This is a genomic window from Variovorax palleresanus, assembly GCF_051144945.1.
Lineage (GTDB): Bacteria > Pseudomonadota > Gammaproteobacteria > Burkholderiales > Burkholderiaceae_C > Variovorax > Variovorax paradoxus_S.
Map to the genome: position 1 here is coordinate 4,799,974 of NZ_JBJNVP010000002.1, position 19,034 is coordinate 4,819,007.

Sequence of the window (19,034 nt, forward strand, 5' to 3'; positions counted from 1 at the left end):
CGTGTGACGTTCCACACCCATTTCCAACATCCACAGGAGCTTCCCCCATGGCCATGATTTCGCTGCGTCAACTGCTGGACCACGCCGCCGAGCATCAGTACGGCGTGCCGGCGTTCAACGTCAACAACCTGGAGCAGATCCAGGCCATCATGCAGGCCGCGAAAAAAACCGACAGCCCGGTCATCCTGCAGGCCTCGGCGGGTGCACGCAAATACGCGGGCGAACCGTTCCTCCGCAAGATGGTCGAGGCCGCGGTCGAGATGTACCCCGGGATCCCGATCGTGATGCACCAGGACCACGGCGCCAGCCCGTCGATGTGCATGCAGGCCATCCGCTCGGGCTTCACCAGCGTGATGATGGACGGCTCGCTGATGGAAGACGCGAAGACCCCGGCCAGCTACGACTACAACGTGGACGTGACCCGCCGCGTGGTCGAAATGGCGCAGGCGGTCGGCGTCTCGGTCGAAGGCGAACTGGGCTGCCTCGGATCGCTCGAGTCAGGCATGGCTGGCGAGGAAGACGGCAGTGGCGCCGAGGGCGTGCTGTCGCACGACCAGCTCCTGACCGATCCGCAGCAGGCGGCCGATTTTGTGTCGCGCACTGGCGTGGATGCACTGGCCATTGCCATCGGCACCTCGCACGGCGCCTACAAGTTCAGCCGCAAGCCGACCGGCGACATCCTCGCGATCGACCGCATCAAGGACATTCACGCGCGCATTCCGAAGACGCACCTGGTGATGCACGGCTCTTCATCCGTGCCGCAGGAATGGCTGGCGGTGATTCGCGACTACGGCGGCGACATCAAGGAAACCTACGGCGTGCCGGTGGAGGAGATCCAGGAAGGCATCCGGCACGGGGTGCGCAAGGTCAACATCGACACCGACATCCGCCTGGCCATGACCGGCGCCATGCGCCGCGCCATGGGCAGCGACCGCAGCGAGTTCGACCCGCGCAAGTTTCTGAAGGAAGCCACGGCAGCCGCGCGCGATCTCTGCATCGATCGGTTCCAGGCCTTCGGTAGCGCGGGCATGGCGGCGAGGATCAGGCCCGTGGCGCTGTAGCGGCGCCGGCTTCAAGGCCCCGTGCACCTGGCCGTCCGGCGCGGGGCTGGTTGACGCTTCAGCAGGACAAATGCCCCAGGCTTTTCTGGGCCGTTCCAGTACTTATAGAAGGAGAAGGAAAGGACATTCCTTCCATGTGCCCGCGTCGGCGGCGCGATCCAATTGCCAACAAACGGATCAACGTCGAGACGAAACGCGCCGGCCCGCCGGCGTTCACCAAGGAAGCACATGACCACGATTACCGGCTCCAACGGCAGCGACCTTCTCACCGGCACGGCCGGAAGCGACACCATCAACAGCGGCAACGGGGACGACACCGTCAGCGGCGGAGCCGGGAGCGATTCGCTGAATGGTGGCGCGGGAAGCGACACGCTCGATGGCGGCAGCGGCAGTGACCAGCTCAACGGGGGATCGGGGAGCGACACCCTGATCTACAACGTCAGCGAAAACATCGCGGCGGGCACCAAGGACGTCTACACGGGCGGGGCGGGCGTCGATACGCTCCAGCTCCAGTTCACGCGGGCCCAGTGGCTGGAGTCTTCCACCCAGACGCAGATCGCCGCCTATCTGGCCCATCTTGCGGCCGTGACCAACGCGAAGACCGGCGAGGTTTCCAATGCTTCGGCCAGCGATTTCGTTTTCAGGTTCGGGTCGTCCACGTTGACCGTCCAGATGACCGAAACCCTGGCAATCCTTGTGGACGGGGTCGAGATGAATCCGGCCAACGAGGCGGTGAACGCGCTGGGCGACGCGGCCACGACAACCGAAGACGGCCCGGGGATCCAGATCCATGTGCTGCAGAACGATTCGGTTCCGGACCTGGTCAAGAGCTTGGCGATGGCCTCGGCGCCGGCCCACGGGACGGTGACGCTCGTTCAGCCGGCGATGGGCGATCCGTCGACCTGGTACTTCCAATACCAGCCCCATGCAACCGATTTTCAGTACCTGGCCGCGGGCGAGAGCGCAACCGACACCTTCAGCTACGAGGTGACCGACGCCGATGGCGGGACCGGACTTGCCACGGTGACCGTCACCATCACCGGCAGCAACGATGGTCCGGTCATCACGGCCCAGGACCTGGTGGGTGCGGTGACCGAGCAGGTCGCGCCGGCAGGCACGCTCAGCGACAGCGGCGTCATCGGCTTCAGCGACCTGGACCTGAGCGATGTGCACCTGGTGAGCGCCACCGGCACGCCGGTCGGCAGCGTGCTGGGCAGCCTGACCGCGGTGAAGGACGGCGACACCACGGGGACCGGCACGGGCGGCCAACTCACCTGGACCTATACCGTGGACGCCACGGCCGTCGAGTACCTGGCCGCGGGCGAGACCCGGGTCGAGAGCTTCACCATCACGGTCGACGACCAGCACGGCGGCATCGTCACCCGGCAGATCGACGTGACCATCACCGGCACCAACGACGCACCGACGATCGGCGCGGCCGATGCGGCTGCGGCAGTGACCGAGGATGCGGCCGAGCCAACCCTGAGCGACAGCGGCACGATCACCTTCGACGACGTGGACCTGAGCGATGCGCACGGCGTCAGCGTGGCGGTCGGTGCGGGCAACACGCTGGGCGGGGTCTTGACGGCCGACGTCAGCGATGCGGCCACGGGCGCGGGCGACGGCACGGTGAACTGGACCTACAGCGTCGCCAACGCGGCGACGCAATATTTGGCCCAGGACCAGACGGCGACGGAGACCTTCATCGTCAGCATCGACGACGGCCACGGCGGCACGGCCCAGCAGCAGATCACCGTGACGGTGACCGGGACCAACGACGTGCCGGTGATCGGCGGCGTGGCCTGCGGGGCGGTGACCGAAGATGACTCGGCGCCGAACCTGAGCACCAGTGGTGCGCTGACGATCACTGATATCGACCAGGGCCAGTCGAACTTCGCGCCACAGGCGAGCGTCCTCGGCAGCAGCGGATACGGCAGCTTCGCATTGGCAGCCGACGGCAACTGGACCTACACGGCCAACAATGGCCAGGTGGCGATCCAACAGCTGGGCGCTGGCCAGTCGATCAGCGACAGCTTTACTGCAGTCTCCTCCGATGGCAGCGCCAGCCAGGTGGTGACGGTGACTATCACCGGGACCAACGATGTGCCGGTGATTGGTGGTGTGGCCAGCGGGGCAGTGAGCGAAGATGACTCGACGCCGAATCTGAGCACCAGCGGTGCGTTGACGATCGCCGATGTCGATGCAGGACAGTCCAGCTTCACAGCCCAGCCCGACACTGCCGGCAGCAACGGCTACGGCAGCTTCACGCTGGCGGCCGACGGCAACTGGACCTACACCGCCAACAACAGCCAGGCAGCGATCCAGCAGTTGGGCGCCGGCGAGTCGATCAGCGATAGCTTCACCGCTGTGTCGTCCGACGGGACCGCCAGCCAACTCGTGACCGTGACCATCACCGGAACCAATGACGTGCCGGTGATTGCTGGTGTGGCCAGCGGCGCAGTGCAAGAAGACGTTGCGGTGTCTGGTGGCAGCCTCGCGGCCAGCGGCGCGCTGACGATCGCCGATGTGGATGCGGACCAGTCGAACTTCGCGCCTCAAGCGAGCACTGGCGGCAGCAGCGGCTATGGCAGCTTCACGCTGGCGGCCGACGGCACTTGGACTTATGCGGCCGACAACAACCAAAATGCGATCCAACAGCTGGGCGCAGGTCAATCGATCAGCGACAGCTTCACTGCGGTGTCGTCGGATGGCGCCGCCAGCCAGCTCGTGACCGTGACCATCACCGGGACCAACGATGTGCCGGTGATCGGCGGCGTCGCCAGCGGTGCGGTGACCGAGGATGCCTCGACGCCGAACCTGAGCACCAGCGGTGCGCTGACGATCGCTGATGTGGATGCGGGCCAGTCGAGCTTCGTGCCTCAAGTGAGCACCGCGGGTAGCAACGGCTACGGCAGCTTCAACCTGCTGGCCGACGGCAACTGGACCTACACCGCCAACAACAGCCAGGCAGCGATCCAGCAGCTGGCCGCAGGCCAATCGTTCAGCGACAGCTTCACTGCGGTCTCGTCCGACGGCACTGCCAGCCAACTGGTGACCGTGACCATCGCCGGCACCAACGATGCACCCGTCCTGAGCGCCGCCGCGACACCCGCTCTGGCATCGGTCGACCAGGGTGCCGGCGCACCGGCCGGGGCCGTCGGGACGCTCGTATCGAGCCTGGTGAATCTGAATCCGCCGAGCGGCGGCTTGGACAACGTGAGCGATGCGGACAACGGCGCGACCACCGGTATCGCGTTGACGGGCGCGAATGCCGTCAACGGAAGCTGGTGGTATTCCACCGACGGCGGCACCAACTGGGTCGCGGTGGGGGCGGTGTCGGACGCGTCCGCACTGCTGTTGGCCGCGGACGCGAACACGCGTGTCTACTTCCAGGCGAATTCGAACTTCAGCGGGACGGTCAGCGATGGCATCACCTTCCGCGCCTGGGACCAGACGAGCGGCACCGCGGGAACCACGGTGAGCACCGTGACGAACGGAGGCAGCTCCGCGTTCTCGAGCGCGACCGATACGGCGAGCATCACCGTCAACGTGGTGAATGTGAATCCGGTCACCGCCAGCGATGTGCTCTATGTGTCGAACAACACCGCCGTGACGCTGTCGACCAGCGTGCTGCTGGCCAATGACACGGACATCGATGGTGCTGCGCTCAGCGTGACGGCAATCAGCGTCGTGACGGGGGCGCTGGCCACTCCGATCGCCATCAACGCCGACGGAACCTTCTCGTTCACCACCGGGGCGACCGGCGGCACGGTCGGCAGCCCGACCGTCGTCACGCTCAGCTACACGCTCAGCGACGGCGCCGGGGGGAGTGCGACCGGCTCCGTCACGCTGAACGTGCTGGACACGACTTCGGGCGCGAACACCGTCGACCTCACCGGCGTCTCTGCCTATCAAGGCGCCTATATCGACGGCAAGACGGGAGGCGACACCCTGCGCGATGGCGCTTTCCAGGCGGTTCTCGTCGGCAGCAACGGCAACGATCAGTTATTCGGCAACGCGGGTTCGGACCTGCTGATCGGCGGCGAGAACGTCGACACCCTCGACGGCGGAGCCGGGAACGATGTGCTGCGCGGGGGGAACAACAACGACGAAATCGATGGCGGGGCCGGTACGGAGGATCTCATCGACTTTTCCGACGGTCTCAACGGCATCGCCTTCACGCTGACGCAGTCCAGCGGCAATACCGTCTTCAACGGTCCTGGTTCGCTCGGGAACGATACCTACAGAAACATCGAGGGCGTCATCGGCACAGCCGTCGCCGACACTCTCACCGGCAGTGCCTCGAACGACGTCCTCCGCGGCGGCGGCGGTAACGACACGCTCGACGGAGCGGGGGGCGCCGGTGACCTGCTCGACTTCTCCGACGGCACGGCCGGCCTCGTGTTCACGCTGACGCAAAGCAGCAGCACGACAAGCTTCAATGCCAGCGCCGTCGGGCTCGGCACCGACGGCTACAAGAACTTCGAGGGCGTCATCGGCACGGCCTTCGCCGACGCGATCACCGGTTCGGCGTTGAACGACCAATTGCGCGGCGGCGGCGGCAACGATGTGATCAACGGCCTTGCAGGCGACGACCGCATCGCTGGCGGGACCGGTGCCGACATACTCACCGGCGGCGCCGATAACGACACCTTCGTCTTCGACTCGGCACCCAATGCGGTGGATTCGGTCACAGACTTCAATGCCTCGGGATCGGCGGCGAGCGGCGACCTGGTCGAGCTGTCGCTCGGCACCTTCACGGCCCTTTCGACCGCAAGCGGAAGCACGCTGTCGGCGGCCGAGTTCGCGTCCTCGAACGGCGGTGGTGCGGGAGACGCGGTGGGCGCGGGCGTGCATGTGATCTACGACAGCGCCACGGGCAACCTGTACTACGACGCAGACGGCCTGAGCGCCGCCAACCGCACGCTGGTGGCGACGTTGACGCTGAGCAACCCGGCCGACACCTTCGACAGCAACGACATCAAGGTCGGCCAGTGACCTTGCGCCAGCCGCCCGCGGATGCGGGCGGCAGCACGCGAGGGACATCGACATGAAGCCTCTTCTCCAGCTGCTCAAGCGACCGCTTCTCTTTGTCGGCGGCTTCTCGTTCTTCGTGAACCTGCTGCTGTTGGCGCCCGCGCTCTTCATGCTGCAGGTTTTCGACCGGGTGCTGACGAGTCAAAGTCGGGAGACGCTGGTGGTGCTGTTGCTGGGCGTCGGCGTGGCGCTCGGCCTGATGCTGCTGCTGGACTACCTGCGCAGCCGGCTGCAGGGCGTCGCGGGCAACCTGATTGCCGAGCAGCTGTCTCCGGTGGTGGCCAAGGTCATGTTGGCCCACACGGCGCGCCGTGCCGAGCGCGCGCCCTCGGAAGGCTTGCGCGACGTCGCGGCGCTGCGCAACCTGTTTTCCTCCCAGGGGCTGCTGGCCCTGTTCGATGTGCCATGGGCATTCGTTTATGTCGCGGTCATCTGGCTGGCGCATCCGATGCTGGGCATGGCTGCCGCCGCCGCGTCGGTGCTGATGCTCGTCCTTGCCGTGCTGAACGACCGCCTCACGCGCCGCGATATCGAAGCCCTGCAGAAAGAAGCCGCCCGGGCCACGCGCTACCTCGAATCGTCGATGCAGAACGCGGAGCTGGCGCAGTCGCTCGGAATGGGGGATGCGGTGATCGGGCGCTGGCGGACTCTCAACGCCGGTGTCGCCGCGCTGCAAGGCCCGACCGCGCGCAAGTCGGTGGCAATGGCTGCGCTCACGCGCACCACGCGCCAGGCGGTGCAGGTGCTGTTGCAGGCACTGGGCGCCTACCTCGTCATCACGGGCGAAGGCACGCCGGGCATCCTGGTGGCCTGCACCATCCTGCTCGGCCGGGCGCTGGCGCCGGTCGAACAGGTGGTGGGGAGCTGGCGCGTGCTGGCCGAGGGGCGCCTGGCCTTCGCGCGCCTGTCCGAGGTGCTGGGCGCCGCCGAGCGCCAGCCGCAACGCATGGCGCTGCCGGCACCGAAGGGCCGCCTGCACGCGGAAGGCCTCGTGTTCCGGCCTGCGCAGGGCGAGCGGATGATTCTCGCTGGCGTGTCGCTGAGCCTGGAGCCTGGCGAGTCGCTGGCCATCACCGGCGCCAGCGGTGCGGGCAAGTCGACGCTGGTGCGCCTGCTGACCGGCCTGTGGCGGCCCCACGCAGGTGTCGTGCGGCTGGACGACGTCGACATCGCGCAATGGCCGCGCGAGGAACTCGGCCCCTGGCTGGGCTATGTGCCGCAGGATGTCGAGCTGTTCGCCGGCACCGTTGCCGACAACATCGCGCGGCTGGGCGAGGTCGACCCGGACAAAGTCGTGCAAGCGGCGCAGCGTGCCGGCGTGCATGCGCTGATCCTGACGCTGCCCGAGGGCTACGACACCGTCGTCGACAACATGGGCGTGATGCTGTCGCCGGGCCAGCGCCAGCGCATTGCGCTGGCACGCGCGCTCTATGGCAACCCGAAGCTGCTGGTGCTGGACGAGCCCAACTCCAACCTGGACGGGGCGGGCGAACTGGCGCTGGGCGAGGCCCTGAAGGCGCTGCGCGGCCAGGTGACGGTGATCGTCGTCACGCACCGCAGCGCGCTGGTGCAGCACATGGACAAACTGATGGTGCTGGAAGCCGGCCGCGTCAAGCAATACGGGCCGGTGGCGGACGTGATGCAGGCGATCCGGCGTCCGGGCCAGAACCAGGGCGGCGCCCAGGTGGTCATGATGCCGGCGCGCGCTGCGGAGAAGGTGTCATGAGCGCCGCGCCGGGCCGCCCCAAGCAAGCTCGCACCGCAGTGCGCAGCACGGAGGTTGTCCGATGAATCATTCGGCGCTTGCGATCGCGGCCAATGACCCCCTGGCGCTCCATGTGCGCGAAGCGCGTCGCCTGGCGCACTGGGGCCTGGCCGTGCTGGTTTGCGGCCTGCTGCCGGCGGCCGCCTGGCTGAGCTTCGCGCCGCTGTCGTCCGCCGTGGTGGCGCAGGCCCATGTGAAGGTGGACCTGAACCGGCGCCCGGTGCAGCATGCCGAAGGCGGCATGGTGCGCGAAGTATTGGTGCGCGACGGCCAGCATGTGCGGCAGGGGGAGCCCTTGCTGGTGCTGGGCGACGTCTCGGTCGATGCCGACAGGAACCGGCTGGACCACCGCGTCAAGACCGAGCGTGCCAGCCTCGCGCGGCTCGACGCGGAGCAGACGATGGCGCGCGCGATCGTCTTCCCGCCCGACGTGGTCGAGACCGCGGCAGCCGATCCGCGCCTGGCCGCGCAGCTGGACAAGGAGCACGCACTGTTCGAGGCAAGGCGTGATGCGCTGGTGGGGCAGGTGCGCCTCTTGCGCTCGCAACGCGAGAAAGTGGCCGAGGAAATCGTCGCACTGCGCGCCCAGATCATGCGGGCGAGCGAGTCGATGACGTTCCAGAAAAACGATCTGGAAACCAACCGCAAGCTGCTCAAGGACGGCTTCATCTCGGCCGCGCGCATTGCGCAGCTCGAAGGCACTGTGGCCGACTACGGCGTGAAGATCGAGGAGCGGCGCGCGGAGCTCGCGCGCGCCGAGCAGCGCACGGTCGATGCCGATCTGCGCATCCGCTCGCTGGAGAGCGACTACCGCCAGCAGGCGAGCGACCAGCTCAAGGTCACGGCGGCCCGGCTGGCGGAAATCGAGCAGGAGCGGCGCAAGTCGGCCGACGCCTCGGCGCGGCAGGTGATCACGGCGCCGGCCAGCGGCGAGATCATCGATCTGAAGTATTCGACGCCCGGCGCAGTGATCCCCCCCCGCGAGACCATTGCCGACGTCGTGCCCGACGACACCCGCCTGGTGACCGATGCGCGCGTCCGTCCCGAAGACATCGGCCGGATCCAGCGCGGGCAGCCGGCCGAGATCCGCTTCACGGCGTTCAAGTACCGCACCACGCAGCTGGTGCATGGCAAGGTGGTCTATGTGTCGGGCGACCGCCTGATCGACCGGGCGACCAGCGCTCCCTACTACTCGGTGCTGGTCGAGGCCGATGCGGCTTCGCTCGCGACGGCGGGAGACCTGAAGCTGCTGGCCGGAATGCCGGCCGAGATCTACCTGCAGGGGGACGAGCGCACCGCGCTCCAGTACCTGTTGGAGCCGATCACCGAGGTGCTGCGCCGCGCCGCGCGCGAGCGTTGACGCGTCGTGCCGGGTGTCGACTGACCGACGCGGCTTGCAACGCGCCGGTATCGAGCGGATCATTCATCAGCTTGCCCCGCCTGCCTTGTTGCGCCCACGGTCTGTCAGCGTGGTAATGCCCTATGGCCGTCATAGCCAAAGCTTTTGCATATTCGTGCGTGCAACATCCAGAATCACAGATCTCATTCAAAGTTGGAGACGCCCCATGAGCCAGATACAAACGGAAGCCAAGTGCCCCGTCCACCATGCGGTCGGCCGCGGCCCTGTCAATCGTGACTGGTGGCCTAACCAGTTGCGGGTGGACCTGCTTCACCAACACTCCTCCAAGTCCGATCCGATGGGCAAGGACTTCAATTACGCGAAGGAATTCAAGAGCCTCGACTACGAGGCGCTGAAGAAGGATTTGCGTGCGCTGATGACGGACTCGCAGGACTGGTGGCCGGCGGACTTCGGCCACTATGGGCCCCTGTTCATCCGCATGGCCTGGCACAGCGCCGGTACCTACCGTACCGGCGACGGGCGTGGCGGCGGCGGCCGGGGCCAGCAACGCTTTGCGCCGCTCAACAGCTGGCCCGACAACGTCAACCTCGACAAGGCCCGGCGCCTGTTGTGGCCGATCAAACAGAAGTACGGCCGCAAGATCTCGTGGGCCGACCTGATGATCCTGACCGGCAACGTGGCCCTGGAATCCATGGGCTTCAAGACCTTCGGCTTCGGCGGCGGCCGCCCGGACACGTGGGAACCCGACCAGGACGTCTACTGGGGTAATGAGACAACCTGGCTCGAAGACAAGAGGTACACCGGCGACCGCGACCTGGAGAACCCCCTTGCGGCTGTTCAGATGGGTCTGATCTACGTCAACCCCGAAGGTCCGAACGGCAACGGCGACCCGGTCTCGGCGGCGCGGGACATCCGCGAGACTTTCGCCCGCATGGCGATGAACGACGAGGAAACCGTTGCTTTGATTGCCGGCGGCCACACCTTTGGCAAGACCCACGGCGCTGGTCCGGCGGACCTCGTCGGCTCGGTCCCGGAAGCGACCGACCTGGAAGAAATGGGCATGGGCTGGAAGAGCACCCACGCCAGCGGCATCGCCGGCGATGCGATCAGCAGCGGCCTCGAAGTCACCTGGACGCAGACGCCGACGCAGTGGAGCAACCACTTCTTCGAGAACCTGTTCAAGTTCGAGTGGGAGCCGGTCAAGAGCCCGGCCGGCGCCGGACAGTGGCAGGCCAAGGGCGCTGCGGCGGACATTCCGGATGCCCACGACAAGTCGAAGACGCGCGTGCCCACCATGCTGACCACCGACCTCTCGCTGCGCTTGGACCCCGCCTACGAAAAGATCTCGCGGCGCTTCCTCGAGCACCCCGAGCAGTTCGCCGACGCCTTCTCGCGTGCCTGGTTCAAGCTGACGCATCGCGACATGGGCCCGCGCTCGCGCTACCTGGGTCCGGAAGTGCCCGCCGAAGAGCTGATCTGGCAAGACCCGATCCCGAAGGTCGACCATCCCCTGATCGACGACAAGGACGTTGCGGCGCTCAAGGCCAAGATCCTGGCCCCGGGCCTGTCGGTGTCCGACCTGGTGCTGACGGCCTGGGCTTCGGCCGCGACCTTCCGCGGCTCCGACATGCGGGGCGGCACCGATGGCGGCCGCATCCGCCTGGCGCCTCAGAAGGACTGGGAAGTCAACGAGCCGACCAGGCTGGCCAAGGTGCTCAAGACGCTGGAAGGAATCCAGGGCGAGTTCAACAAGGCGCAAACGGGTGGCAAGAAGGTCTCGATGGCCGACCTGATCGTGCTGGCCGGCTGCGCCGCCGTCGAGCAGGGCGCCAAGAACGCGGGTCACAACCTGACGGTGCCCTTCACCCCGGGCCGCATGGATGCGTCGCAGGAGCAGACCGACGTGGAATCCATGAAGGTGCTCGAGCCCGTGGCCGACGGCTTTCGCAACTACCTGAAGAAGGACTATGCGGTTCCTGCCGACGCGCTGCTGATCGACAAGGCGCAGCTGCTGACGCTGACGGCGCCCGAGATGACGGTGCTGGTGGGCGGCATGCGCGCACTGGGCGCCAACGTCGGCGCTACCAAGCACGGCATCTTCAGCCAGAAGGAGCACGCGCTGACCAACGAGTTCTTCGTGCGCCTGCTCGACCTGAACACGACCTGGAAGGCTGTGCCCGGCGAGAACAACCTGTACGAGGGAGTTGACCGCAAGACGAGCGAGCGCAAGGGCAGCGCGACGCGCGTGGATCTGGCCATCGGCTCCAATTCAGTGCTGCGCGCTCTGGCCGAGGTGTACGGCAGCGCGGACGCAGAAGAGAAGTTCGCGCGGGACTTCATCGCGGCGTGGACCAAGGTAATGAACCTTGGCCGCTTCAACATGGGCTAAAGACAATCCTCGCGGTTACCGATTCGATGCAGTAGCTGGAAGCAGTCGCCGTTGCGAGGGCGGCGCAATTTGGCGCCGCTACGCCTATGCAGAAAAGCGCAGGAGACAAGCGCAGGAGACAACGATGACGGCCAGCTACGTAGAAATACAAGGCGCCCAGGCGGATGTTGACCTCTGGGATGGATTGATCTCAGATCAAAACGCCCTCATCGGCGTCATGATGCAGAAGATGTCCCAAGTGGGATGCACGGATGCAGCATGGCTCGATGAGCGGATCACGGAGGCGGAAAGTATCGAGAACCGGCTGGTCGTCGGGCTCGACCGTGCCCAGCGCCGATTGCGGGCATTGATCTAGGGGACGTCTGGGCGGAGTTCGCAGCGCCCTTCAACCGGCGCAGACAGCGCCCGCACATTCGGCTTCCAATGGAAGGCCTCCGTTCTTGACGGACGGGAAGAAACTGTCGTAACCAGCTACAACGCGTGCAATTGACGCCAGGCGGGTCCAACATGCACCGCGTTCCGACTCCTGGCGCCAACAAGTATTGAGTTGCAATGCTTCTGTTGAAGCCTTAGAGGACGGTACAGCCACGCGGCCCCCGTCTCGCAAAGCAACGAGATTGCGCACGCGAGGAAATGACGTCGAAAACCTGTTGCGTGCTGCTGCAGGGATAAGTTCCGCTCGCGCCTACTCCGTTGGGTAATTGTCAGACTTAATTATTAAGTTCAGTATCCGCGCGTTCTCCGGACGCCGCGACGTTGACCTCATCGCCAGCACCGAGACGCACCCAAGAACAGATGATTATTCAAACTAACTTGGAGAGCCAATATGAAAAAGTCATTACTAATAGCGGCAGCGTTGACGTTTGGAGCAGGACAGGCGCTCGCCGCGGCACACTTTTTCAGTGCCGATGCATCCGTCAATTCGAATGGGGCGCTGGTGGTCAGTTTTGATGAAGCCGGAGTGGCGAACGCAACAGTGGTTGAAAGCCTTACTGCTCAAGGTTCGGCGGTGTACGCGTGCATCAACCGCGGGGGAAAGAATCCGAGCGCCAGCAACAAGACCTCCGTCTCGGGAGCCGTGCGTGCTGACAATACTTTCTCAGCCACCAAGAACGGCCGAGTGAGGGGAACCTTGGAAGCCGGCCCTCCGGACGAGGGCAATTTTTCGTGCCCAAATGGTCAAGATCTCGTAGTGGCATGCGTCAGATACACGGACGTGCTGCTCTCTGATCTGACCAACGGTGTCTCGATTGTGCCAACTGGCACCTTCTCCAGAAACTTCTTGAGCATCCCTGGCTCTTGTCCCAATTAAGCAAGAGACCGCGTCGAAACGGCCCTGGGCAAGCCCGGGGCCACACCAAGGACACAGTCGTGGCGCATCGACAACGTAAAACGCGCCTAGCGCTTGCAGGTCTTTGCCTGGCAGCCCTGTCTGCAACCGCGGGTGCACCGGTGTTCGCAGCCGAAGCTCAGAAGCCGTCCTCCGTCGAAGCCGATCGGATCGAACAATCAGCCGGCGCCGACGCGTCTGGCTTGGTCAGCCATGGTGGCGCGCTCTACAACCCGTTCAGCACCGCTGTTGACTCGGCCGCGTCAAAACCTCACGCCAACGCCGCGCCGACACGACAAGACGCGGACGAAAGATTGCCCGACCTCATGGCGACGGCAGTTACCGCGCTCGTTGCTGCTGGGTTCCTCGTCATTCTTGTTCGCGTCCTGATTGCGAGTTAGGGACGCCTGGGCCTTGACCGCCAACGGCAGCTCGTTCTTCAGCCCGGATCGGCAGCTTCAGCTTCAGGTTCAGCTGATGAACCGCACAGCAAGCAGCGCGAGCAAATACAAGAACACCATGAAGAAATTTCCCGGTAGCAGGTTGCGTTCCATGTGCGTTCTCCAGTGAGGTGGACAACCGGCGCCGCTTGTTTGGCTGTCTTGGAACAAAGCGTTTCGTCGTGAAGTCACTGTAGGAATTGCGCCGCACGCGCGCATGAGCGGTACGCACCTTTTTCCGGGGAGACAAATGCCCTCACTGCTGCTGCCCACGACAAAGAGCCTTCCGGAGGCCGGAATGAATGGAGTCGGAAGGAGCGGCGAGCTTTCCTTGCACCGAACGAAGGCGCCGGCCGACGGTAAAAGCGATGTGCCGGCCCAGCATTGCTTGCATGAGCCGCTCCCGCTTTCTTGTACTGGAGGTTGAGATGCTCCGGTCTGGAGCGTTCGAATGGGTGCTGCGCGAGTCCTTCAATGACGCACCTGACTTCGAGCTCTTCACGCGCTCGGATCTCAGCTTCATCACATCCAAGGACGCCTGGGAGGCCGGGTGCCTGGCACTTCAATCACGCATGGAAGATCCAAAACTGGATCTACTCGACGAAGAGGACTAGCAGTCGGACCAGCTCAGCAATTTTGAGATGCCGCACCGGATTGCTGTTCTCGGATCAGGAATTCGGCGATCCATTCGCGCGCCTTGGCCGCGAGCAGTTTCTTCGCCTTTTCCTCTTCGGGCACACCGCAGACGCCGACCCGGAACATCACCTTCCCGGCCCGCTTCACATCGGCAAAGAAGTAGATGCCTTCGCCCACAGGCTCAGCCCCCACCTCGATGGTCCAATCGGGTGGAGCAGCAGGCGGGTCGGCGGGGTCGCGCGCCGGAGAAATGTTCATGGCTGGTCAAGGTGAGTGCTTCCGCAGGGCAGTATGCGCCACTCGGACGCGCACACAAGGGGAGCAATGTCATGCTTGGCGGCTTACTCGCCAGAAGGCGACCACGGCCGGGCACCTACTGATGAAGGAAAGCCAGAGCATCGGCTGCACTCGCCTTCGCGCTGCCTACCGTGTCTTGGCCGCCGGCCGGTCACTGGCGCAACGTGGCTGTGCCGATCGGCCTATCGCCGTCGCCCGTTGCGTGAAGAGTTTCTACTCAAGAGGCGGGTCGTCGCCCAGGGTTTTCAGCTCGCTTTCGAGTTCCGCAATCTTCGCCTCGATGAGTTTCTTGTCTCCGACCGTCTTTAAGGGCGGATGGCCGCTCTTTTCGGGCTCCGAAGATGGGGTCTTGCTCATCTTTTCGAGGCTCATCAATTGCTCGCGCATTTCGGCAAGCTCTTTCTCAATCACAGGCGCTGACCGCTTTGTTGCCATCATGATCACCTTGGGACAATGGGCTTGCGCCTTTATACGCCGGGTGATCTGCCCGCGCTAGATCGTAAGTCCACATCGCAATGTCTCTGCGAACCGTTCCTGCCGCTCGGAGGCACTTTGTCATGGGAAGTCGTAAACCTGATCGGACGATTGTCTCTGTGGAGAAAGTGCGTCTCGCTCATGTGCACATGCGGCGCAATTTCTACAGTGACTTCACGGCGAAGCGCCTTGTTCCAAGACGGGCAACAAGCGGCGCCAGTTGGCCACCTCACTGGAGAACGTGTATGGAATCGTACAACCTGCCGCTGGCAAATTTCTTCATGAATCTGCTGCGTGAAGACGTGGGGATGTCGTCTACGCAGTTCGCTGTCGTCAGTGCGCTCGTGGTGTTTTTGTACTTGCTCGTGCTGCTTGCAGTGCGGCTCAGCAACTGAGCGCTGAGCTGCCGGAGAGCATGAAGCGGTGGGCTACAGAGTTGCTGGTTAGCGTCCGACATGCCGGCCGGGGCAGTGGCATAGCTTCGAGTTCTCCAACGAAGGAGCGACGCGAGCAAGCGCCCAATCTCGACAACAAACGCATCGAAGAGGTAACGGCTATGCCCCTGTTCTATTTGCTAAGCCTGCAGCACGTCGCACTGCCCAAGGTGGTGACGAGATCCGAAGACGTCCAGCATGTGAGCGTCCTGAAAGCGACCGGTCTCATCGAAGCGGAGATTGCGCCAGCACTGGACCCGGCCGGCAAGTACAACGTCGCCCGAACAGCCGTCGTGACGCGCATCACCGAAGATGGCCACGCAGAAATCAACAGGATGCTCAACGAACCCCGGCGAATGGGCAGGACGTTGCAAATGGTCAGGAACCGGATGCGGAGTTCTTCGCCGAGTTGAACGCTCGCTCACGTAGCCACTGCCGGCAGGGTGGGGCGCCTCTCGCGCTGGTTCTATGGCTTCGGCAAAAGTGGGGTCAGGTGCCCTGAGTTTTTCCAATGCCCCAGGCTTGGCGAGGTCGATCTCACGGTTCTTCATCCAGAGCTTGGCGGCCGGCTCACGGTCGAAGGTCTCCGTCTCCGTGTGGATGACGACACCGTCCTCCCGAATTCGGATTCGAGCCATGTGCGCTACGCTTCCGTCCGCGCGCTTGCGTTTGGTAATGCTGCCCAAGGGGTCCCTCTCGTTGGTACAAGCCAAATTTGTGGCAAAAATGTACCGGCGAAGCCCAGAAAATAGCGACAAACGATATCGAATGACACCGAAAGAGAACAGCGGAAACCCCGCGTCAGACCTTGATTTTCCTCGGGAGGACCGTGCTTCCGAGGCTATGCGCGTCTCCGTGGCGCCCATGATGGACTGGACCGATCGCCATTGCCGGTACTTCCACCGCCTGCTGTCGCGCCACGCGCTGCTCTATACCGAGATGGTGACCACCGGCGCGCTGATCCATGGCGACGTGCCGCGGCACCTGCGTTTCAACGCCGAAGAGCACCCCGTGGCCCTGCAGCTGGGTGGTAGCGAGCCCGCCGACCTGGCGCACTGCGCGAAGCTCGGTGAAGAGTGGGGCTACGACGAGATCAACCTGAATTGCGGCTGCCCCAGCGAGCGCGTGCAGCGCGGCGCTTTTGGCGCCTGCCTGATGGCCGAACCGGCGTTGGTGGCTGACTGCGTGAAGGCGATGGTCGACGCGGCGAGCCTGCCGGTCACGGTCAAGCACCGCATCGGCATCGACAAGATCGAAAGCTACGACTTCGTGCGCGATTTTGTCGGCGCGGTGAGCGAGGCCGGTTGCGGCACTTTCATCGTCCACGCGCGCAACGCCTGGCTGCAGGGCCTGAGCCCGAAGCAGAACCGCGAGATTCCGCCCCTGCGCTACGAACTCGTGCACCGGCTGAAGCACGACTTTCCGGCCCTGGGCTTTTCGATCAACGGCGGCATTTCGGCCACTGCGCAGGTGCATGAGCACCTGCGGCTGCTGGATGGCGTTATGGTCGGGCGGGAGGCCTATCACAACCCCTGGTGGCTGGCCGAGTGGGACGCGGAGTTCTTCGGTGCCGCACCGCAGCCGCTGACCCGGGAAGAGGTGGAGTCGCTGATGTGCGACTACATGGTGCGCGAGGCGGCCGAGCACGGCACCCAGTGGTCGTCGATTGCGCGGCATATGCTGGGCTTGCGCAACGGGCTGCCGGGCGCGCGCCGCTGGCGCCAGGTCTGGAGCGACCATCGGCTCAAGACGCGCCCCCCGCACGAGGTGATGGCGCTGGCGCACGAGCCCGTGGCGCAGGCTGCCTAGCCGGTAGTACCGCCCGCCGTTTGACCGGGGGCGCGCAACTGCGGTAAGGCTTTGCACTTCAGCAACACGAAGTGTTCCAAAATGATAATGATTTACCGGGGGCTGCAACTTTTCAATTTTTCTGCTGAAGAATCAAGAAACACTAATAAGTAGAGGTTTCGATTCATGACTGAAACGGTTGGGGGCAAGGAAGAAGTCACTGCGCTCGGCCGCGGGCTGGCCCTGCTCAAGGTCATCGGCATGGCGGCGGCTCCGGTGAGCAACCGCGAACTGGCGGACACCACCGGCATCCCCAAGGCGACGGTATCGCGCCTGACCGCCACGCTGGTGAGCGCGGGGTATCTGCGGCAGGCGCCGGACAGCGAGCGCTTCAGCCTGGGCCCGGCGCTGCTCGACATGAGCAGCCGTTATCTTCGCCAGTTCGACCTTCGGGCGGTGGCGAGGCCCCACCTGGCGGAGTTGTCGGAATTCGCGGGCGCCAGCGTCCATGTCGCGGTGCGCGACGAGCTCGACATGCTGGTCATCGATTCGCTGCGTCCGCGCTCGGCGCTGATCAGCTCGCGCCTGGAGATCGGCACGCGCTTGACCGTCGTCACCTCGGCCGCCGGCCGGGCTTGTCTTGCGGCCCTGCCGGCCGCCGAGCAGACCGCGCTGCTGGAGCGGATCCGGGAAGAAAGCGGCGAAAACTGGCCTTCCATCGAGCCGCGCCTGATGGCCGGAATCGACGAATACACCCGCCTGGGCTATTGCAGCTCGTTCGGCGAATGGCATCCGCACATCCACGCGCTCGGCTTCGCGCTGAAAGGCCCTCATGGCGAGCACTACGGCGTGAGCTGCGGCGGCCCCGCGTACCTGCTGCCCAAGGAAATGATGCTCACGCAGGTCGCGCCGCGCCTGCTCGAAGTGGCCCGGCGCATCTCGGCCGAAGCCGGAACCGCAAATCCCGATTAGCGACCCGGCAGCGTGGCCCTTCGTGGAACACCGAGGAACCGGCTTTGCCGGGCCTCTGGTGTTGCCCCCGGTAGGGGGTTGGCGTAGCGACACGAAGTGCGCGAAGACTGGGGGCGAGCCTAGTGCCACCGAGGAACCGGCTTTGCCGGGCCTCTGGTGTTGCCCCCGGTAGGGGGTTGGCGTAGCGACACGAAGTGCGCGAAGACTGGGGGCGAGCCTAGTGCCACCGAGGAACCGGCTTTGCCGGGCCTCTGGTGTTGCCCCCGGTAGGGGGTTGGCGTAGCGACACGAAGTGCGCGAAGACTGGGGGCGAGCCTATACCGCGGCTTCCAGGCCATTCCTGAAATGCTCGCGCATGCGAGCCATGGCCGCGGTGGCGTCGCGTGCCTCGATCGCCGCCATCATCGACCGGTGCTCCGCCAGCGATTCAGCAATGCGCCCCTCCTTGAGCAGCGAGTTGTGGCGGTTGAGCTTCATCACCTTGCGCAGGTCCGCCACCATCTGGTCGCGCCACTTGTTGTTGGCAATGGCCAGAAGGCGCATGTGGAAGCGCTCGTTCAGCGCAAAGAAGTGCTCCCGGTTTTCCTTGCCCGGTGCGCCGGCGGCCTCCAGTTCGGCATGCAGCGCCTTCAGCTCGGCGCGCTGGGCGTCGGTGGCGCGCTCGGCCACCACGCCGGCCGCGTCGCTCTCCAGCAGCGAGAGCAGGTGGTAGACGTCCGCCAGGTCCTGTTCCGATACTTCGGTCACATAGGCGCCGCGCCGCACCTTCATCGTCACCAGGCCTTCGGCCGCGAGCACCTTCAGGGCTTCGCGCAGCGGCGTGCGGCTGATGCCGTATTCCTCGGCCAGCTTGAGTTCGTCGATCCAGCTGCCCGGCTCGAGCTCGCGGCGGAAGATCCGCTGGCGCAGCAGCTCGGCCACCTCTTCATAGAGGGCGCGCGGGGTGAGGGTGAGGGCGGACATGGGGCGGACTGTACCGCAAAAATTGCGTTTGAATTAATAATTATGGATCGGTTAGACTCGCTGCGGCTTGCAAATCCCTTGCAGGCGA

At 64.9% G+C, this 19,034-nt stretch carries 17 protein-coding genes; 13 read left to right on the forward strand and 4 right to left on the reverse strand.

Features of this window, described 5'->3' with window-relative positions:
* The first annotated feature begins 47 nt into the window (after window positions 1-47).
* The 10 genes from fba (at window position 48) to ACJ7Z0_RS26380 (ending at window position 13,996) form a co-directional block, all read left to right on the forward strand.
* Window positions 48-1,061 carry a class II fructose-bisphosphate aldolase gene (gene fba, locus ACJ7Z0_RS26335; RefSeq protein ID WP_431132106.1) on the forward strand — a complete coding sequence of 338 codons (1,014 nt, stop codon included), beginning with the start codon at window positions 48-50 and terminating at the stop codon, window positions 1,059-1,061.
* 228 nt (window positions 1,062-1,289) lie between these two features.
* Window positions 1,290-6,059, forward strand: coding sequence for a beta strand repeat-containing protein (locus tag ACJ7Z0_RS26340; protein WP_434792196.1), 4,770 nt, complete (start codon window positions 1,290-1,292; stop codon window positions 6,057-6,059).
* A 52-nt stretch (window positions 6,060-6,111) separates the two neighbouring features.
* Window positions 6,112-7,824, forward strand: a complete 1,713-nt coding sequence (locus tag ACJ7Z0_RS26345) for a type I secretion system permease/ATPase (protein ID WP_434792197.1) — start codon at window positions 6,112-6,114, stop codon at window positions 7,822-7,824.
* A gap of 61 nt (window positions 7,825-7,885) precedes the next feature.
* Entirely contained in the window at window positions 7,886-9,223 is a 1,338-nt protein-coding gene (locus ACJ7Z0_RS26350; RefSeq protein ID WP_434792198.1) for an HlyD family type I secretion periplasmic adaptor subunit, read from the forward strand.
* A gap of 214 nt (window positions 9,224-9,437) precedes the next feature.
* Window positions 9,438-11,612, forward strand: coding sequence for a catalase/peroxidase HPI (katG, locus tag ACJ7Z0_RS26355; protein ID WP_434792735.1), 2,175 nt, complete (start codon window positions 9,438-9,440; stop codon window positions 11,610-11,612).
* A gap of 124 nt (window positions 11,613-11,736) precedes the next feature.
* Entirely contained in the window at window positions 11,737-11,967 is a 231-nt protein-coding gene (locus ACJ7Z0_RS26360) for a hypothetical protein (protein ID WP_431132098.1), read from the forward strand.
* A 471-nt stretch (window positions 11,968-12,438) separates the two neighbouring features.
* Entirely contained in the window at window positions 12,439-12,924 is a 486-nt protein-coding gene (locus ACJ7Z0_RS26365) for a hypothetical protein (RefSeq protein ID WP_434792199.1), read from the forward strand.
* Window positions 12,925-12,983: 59 nt separating this feature from the next.
* Window positions 12,984-13,343: a hypothetical protein gene (locus ACJ7Z0_RS26370; RefSeq protein ID WP_434792200.1), complete on the forward strand. Its 360-nt coding sequence runs from the start codon at window positions 12,984-12,986 to the stop codon at window positions 13,341-13,343.
* Between the two features lie 13 nt (window positions 13,344-13,356).
* A complete protein-coding gene (locus tag ACJ7Z0_RS26375) occupies window positions 13,357-13,512 on the forward strand; it encodes a hypothetical protein (RefSeq protein WP_434792201.1) in 156 nt (51 codons plus the stop codon).
* A gap of 262 nt (window positions 13,513-13,774) precedes the next feature.
* On the forward strand, window positions 13,775-13,996 hold the full coding sequence (locus ACJ7Z0_RS26380) for a hypothetical protein (protein WP_434792202.1): 222 nt from the start codon (window positions 13,775-13,777) through the stop codon (window positions 13,994-13,996).
* A 13-nt stretch (window positions 13,997-14,009) separates the two neighbouring features.
* Here ACJ7Z0_RS26380 and ACJ7Z0_RS26385 read toward each other — a convergent pair whose 3' ends face one another.
* On the reverse strand, window positions 14,010-14,276 hold the full coding sequence (locus tag ACJ7Z0_RS26385; RefSeq protein ID WP_434792203.1) for a hypothetical protein: 267 nt from the start codon (window positions 14,274-14,276) through the stop codon (window positions 14,010-14,012).
* A gap of 252 nt (window positions 14,277-14,528) precedes the next feature.
* On the reverse strand, window positions 14,529-14,753 hold the full coding sequence (locus ACJ7Z0_RS26390) for a hypothetical protein (RefSeq protein WP_434792204.1): 225 nt from the start codon (window positions 14,751-14,753) through the stop codon (window positions 14,529-14,531).
* 281 nt (window positions 14,754-15,034) lie between these two features.
* On the opposite strand from ACJ7Z0_RS26390, the gene ACJ7Z0_RS26395 reads away from it, so the two are divergent.
* Complete coding sequence (locus ACJ7Z0_RS26395; RefSeq protein ID WP_434792205.1) at window positions 15,035-15,184, forward strand: hypothetical protein; 150 nt, start codon at window positions 15,035-15,037, stop codon at window positions 15,182-15,184.
* Window positions 15,185-15,363: 179 nt separating this feature from the next.
* Here ACJ7Z0_RS26395 and ACJ7Z0_RS26400 read toward each other — a convergent pair whose 3' ends face one another.
* Complete coding sequence (locus tag ACJ7Z0_RS26400; RefSeq protein WP_434792206.1) at window positions 15,364-15,909, reverse strand: hypothetical protein; 546 nt, start codon at window positions 15,907-15,909, stop codon at window positions 15,364-15,366.
* An 82-nt stretch (window positions 15,910-15,991) separates the two neighbouring features.
* On the opposite strand from ACJ7Z0_RS26400, the gene dusA reads away from it, so the two are divergent.
* Together dusA and ACJ7Z0_RS26410 are read left to right on the forward strand one after the other, a co-directional pair.
* A complete protein-coding gene (dusA, locus tag ACJ7Z0_RS26405) occupies window positions 15,992-17,032 on the forward strand; it encodes a tRNA dihydrouridine(20/20a) synthase DusA (RefSeq protein WP_434792207.1) in 1,041 nt (346 codons plus the stop codon).
* Between the two features lie 165 nt (window positions 17,033-17,197).
* Window positions 17,198-17,983 carry an IclR family transcriptional regulator gene (locus ACJ7Z0_RS26410; RefSeq protein WP_434792208.1) on the forward strand — a complete coding sequence of 262 codons (786 nt, stop codon included), beginning with the start codon at window positions 17,198-17,200 and terminating at the stop codon, window positions 17,981-17,983.
* 315 nt (window positions 17,984-18,298) lie between these two features.
* On the opposite strand, the gene ACJ7Z0_RS26415 is transcribed toward ACJ7Z0_RS26410, so the two are convergent.
* On the reverse strand, window positions 18,299-18,946 hold the full coding sequence (locus tag ACJ7Z0_RS26415; protein WP_431132089.1) for a GntR family transcriptional regulator: 648 nt from the start codon (window positions 18,944-18,946) through the stop codon (window positions 18,299-18,301).
* Between the last annotated feature and the right edge of the window lie 88 nt (window positions 18,947-19,034).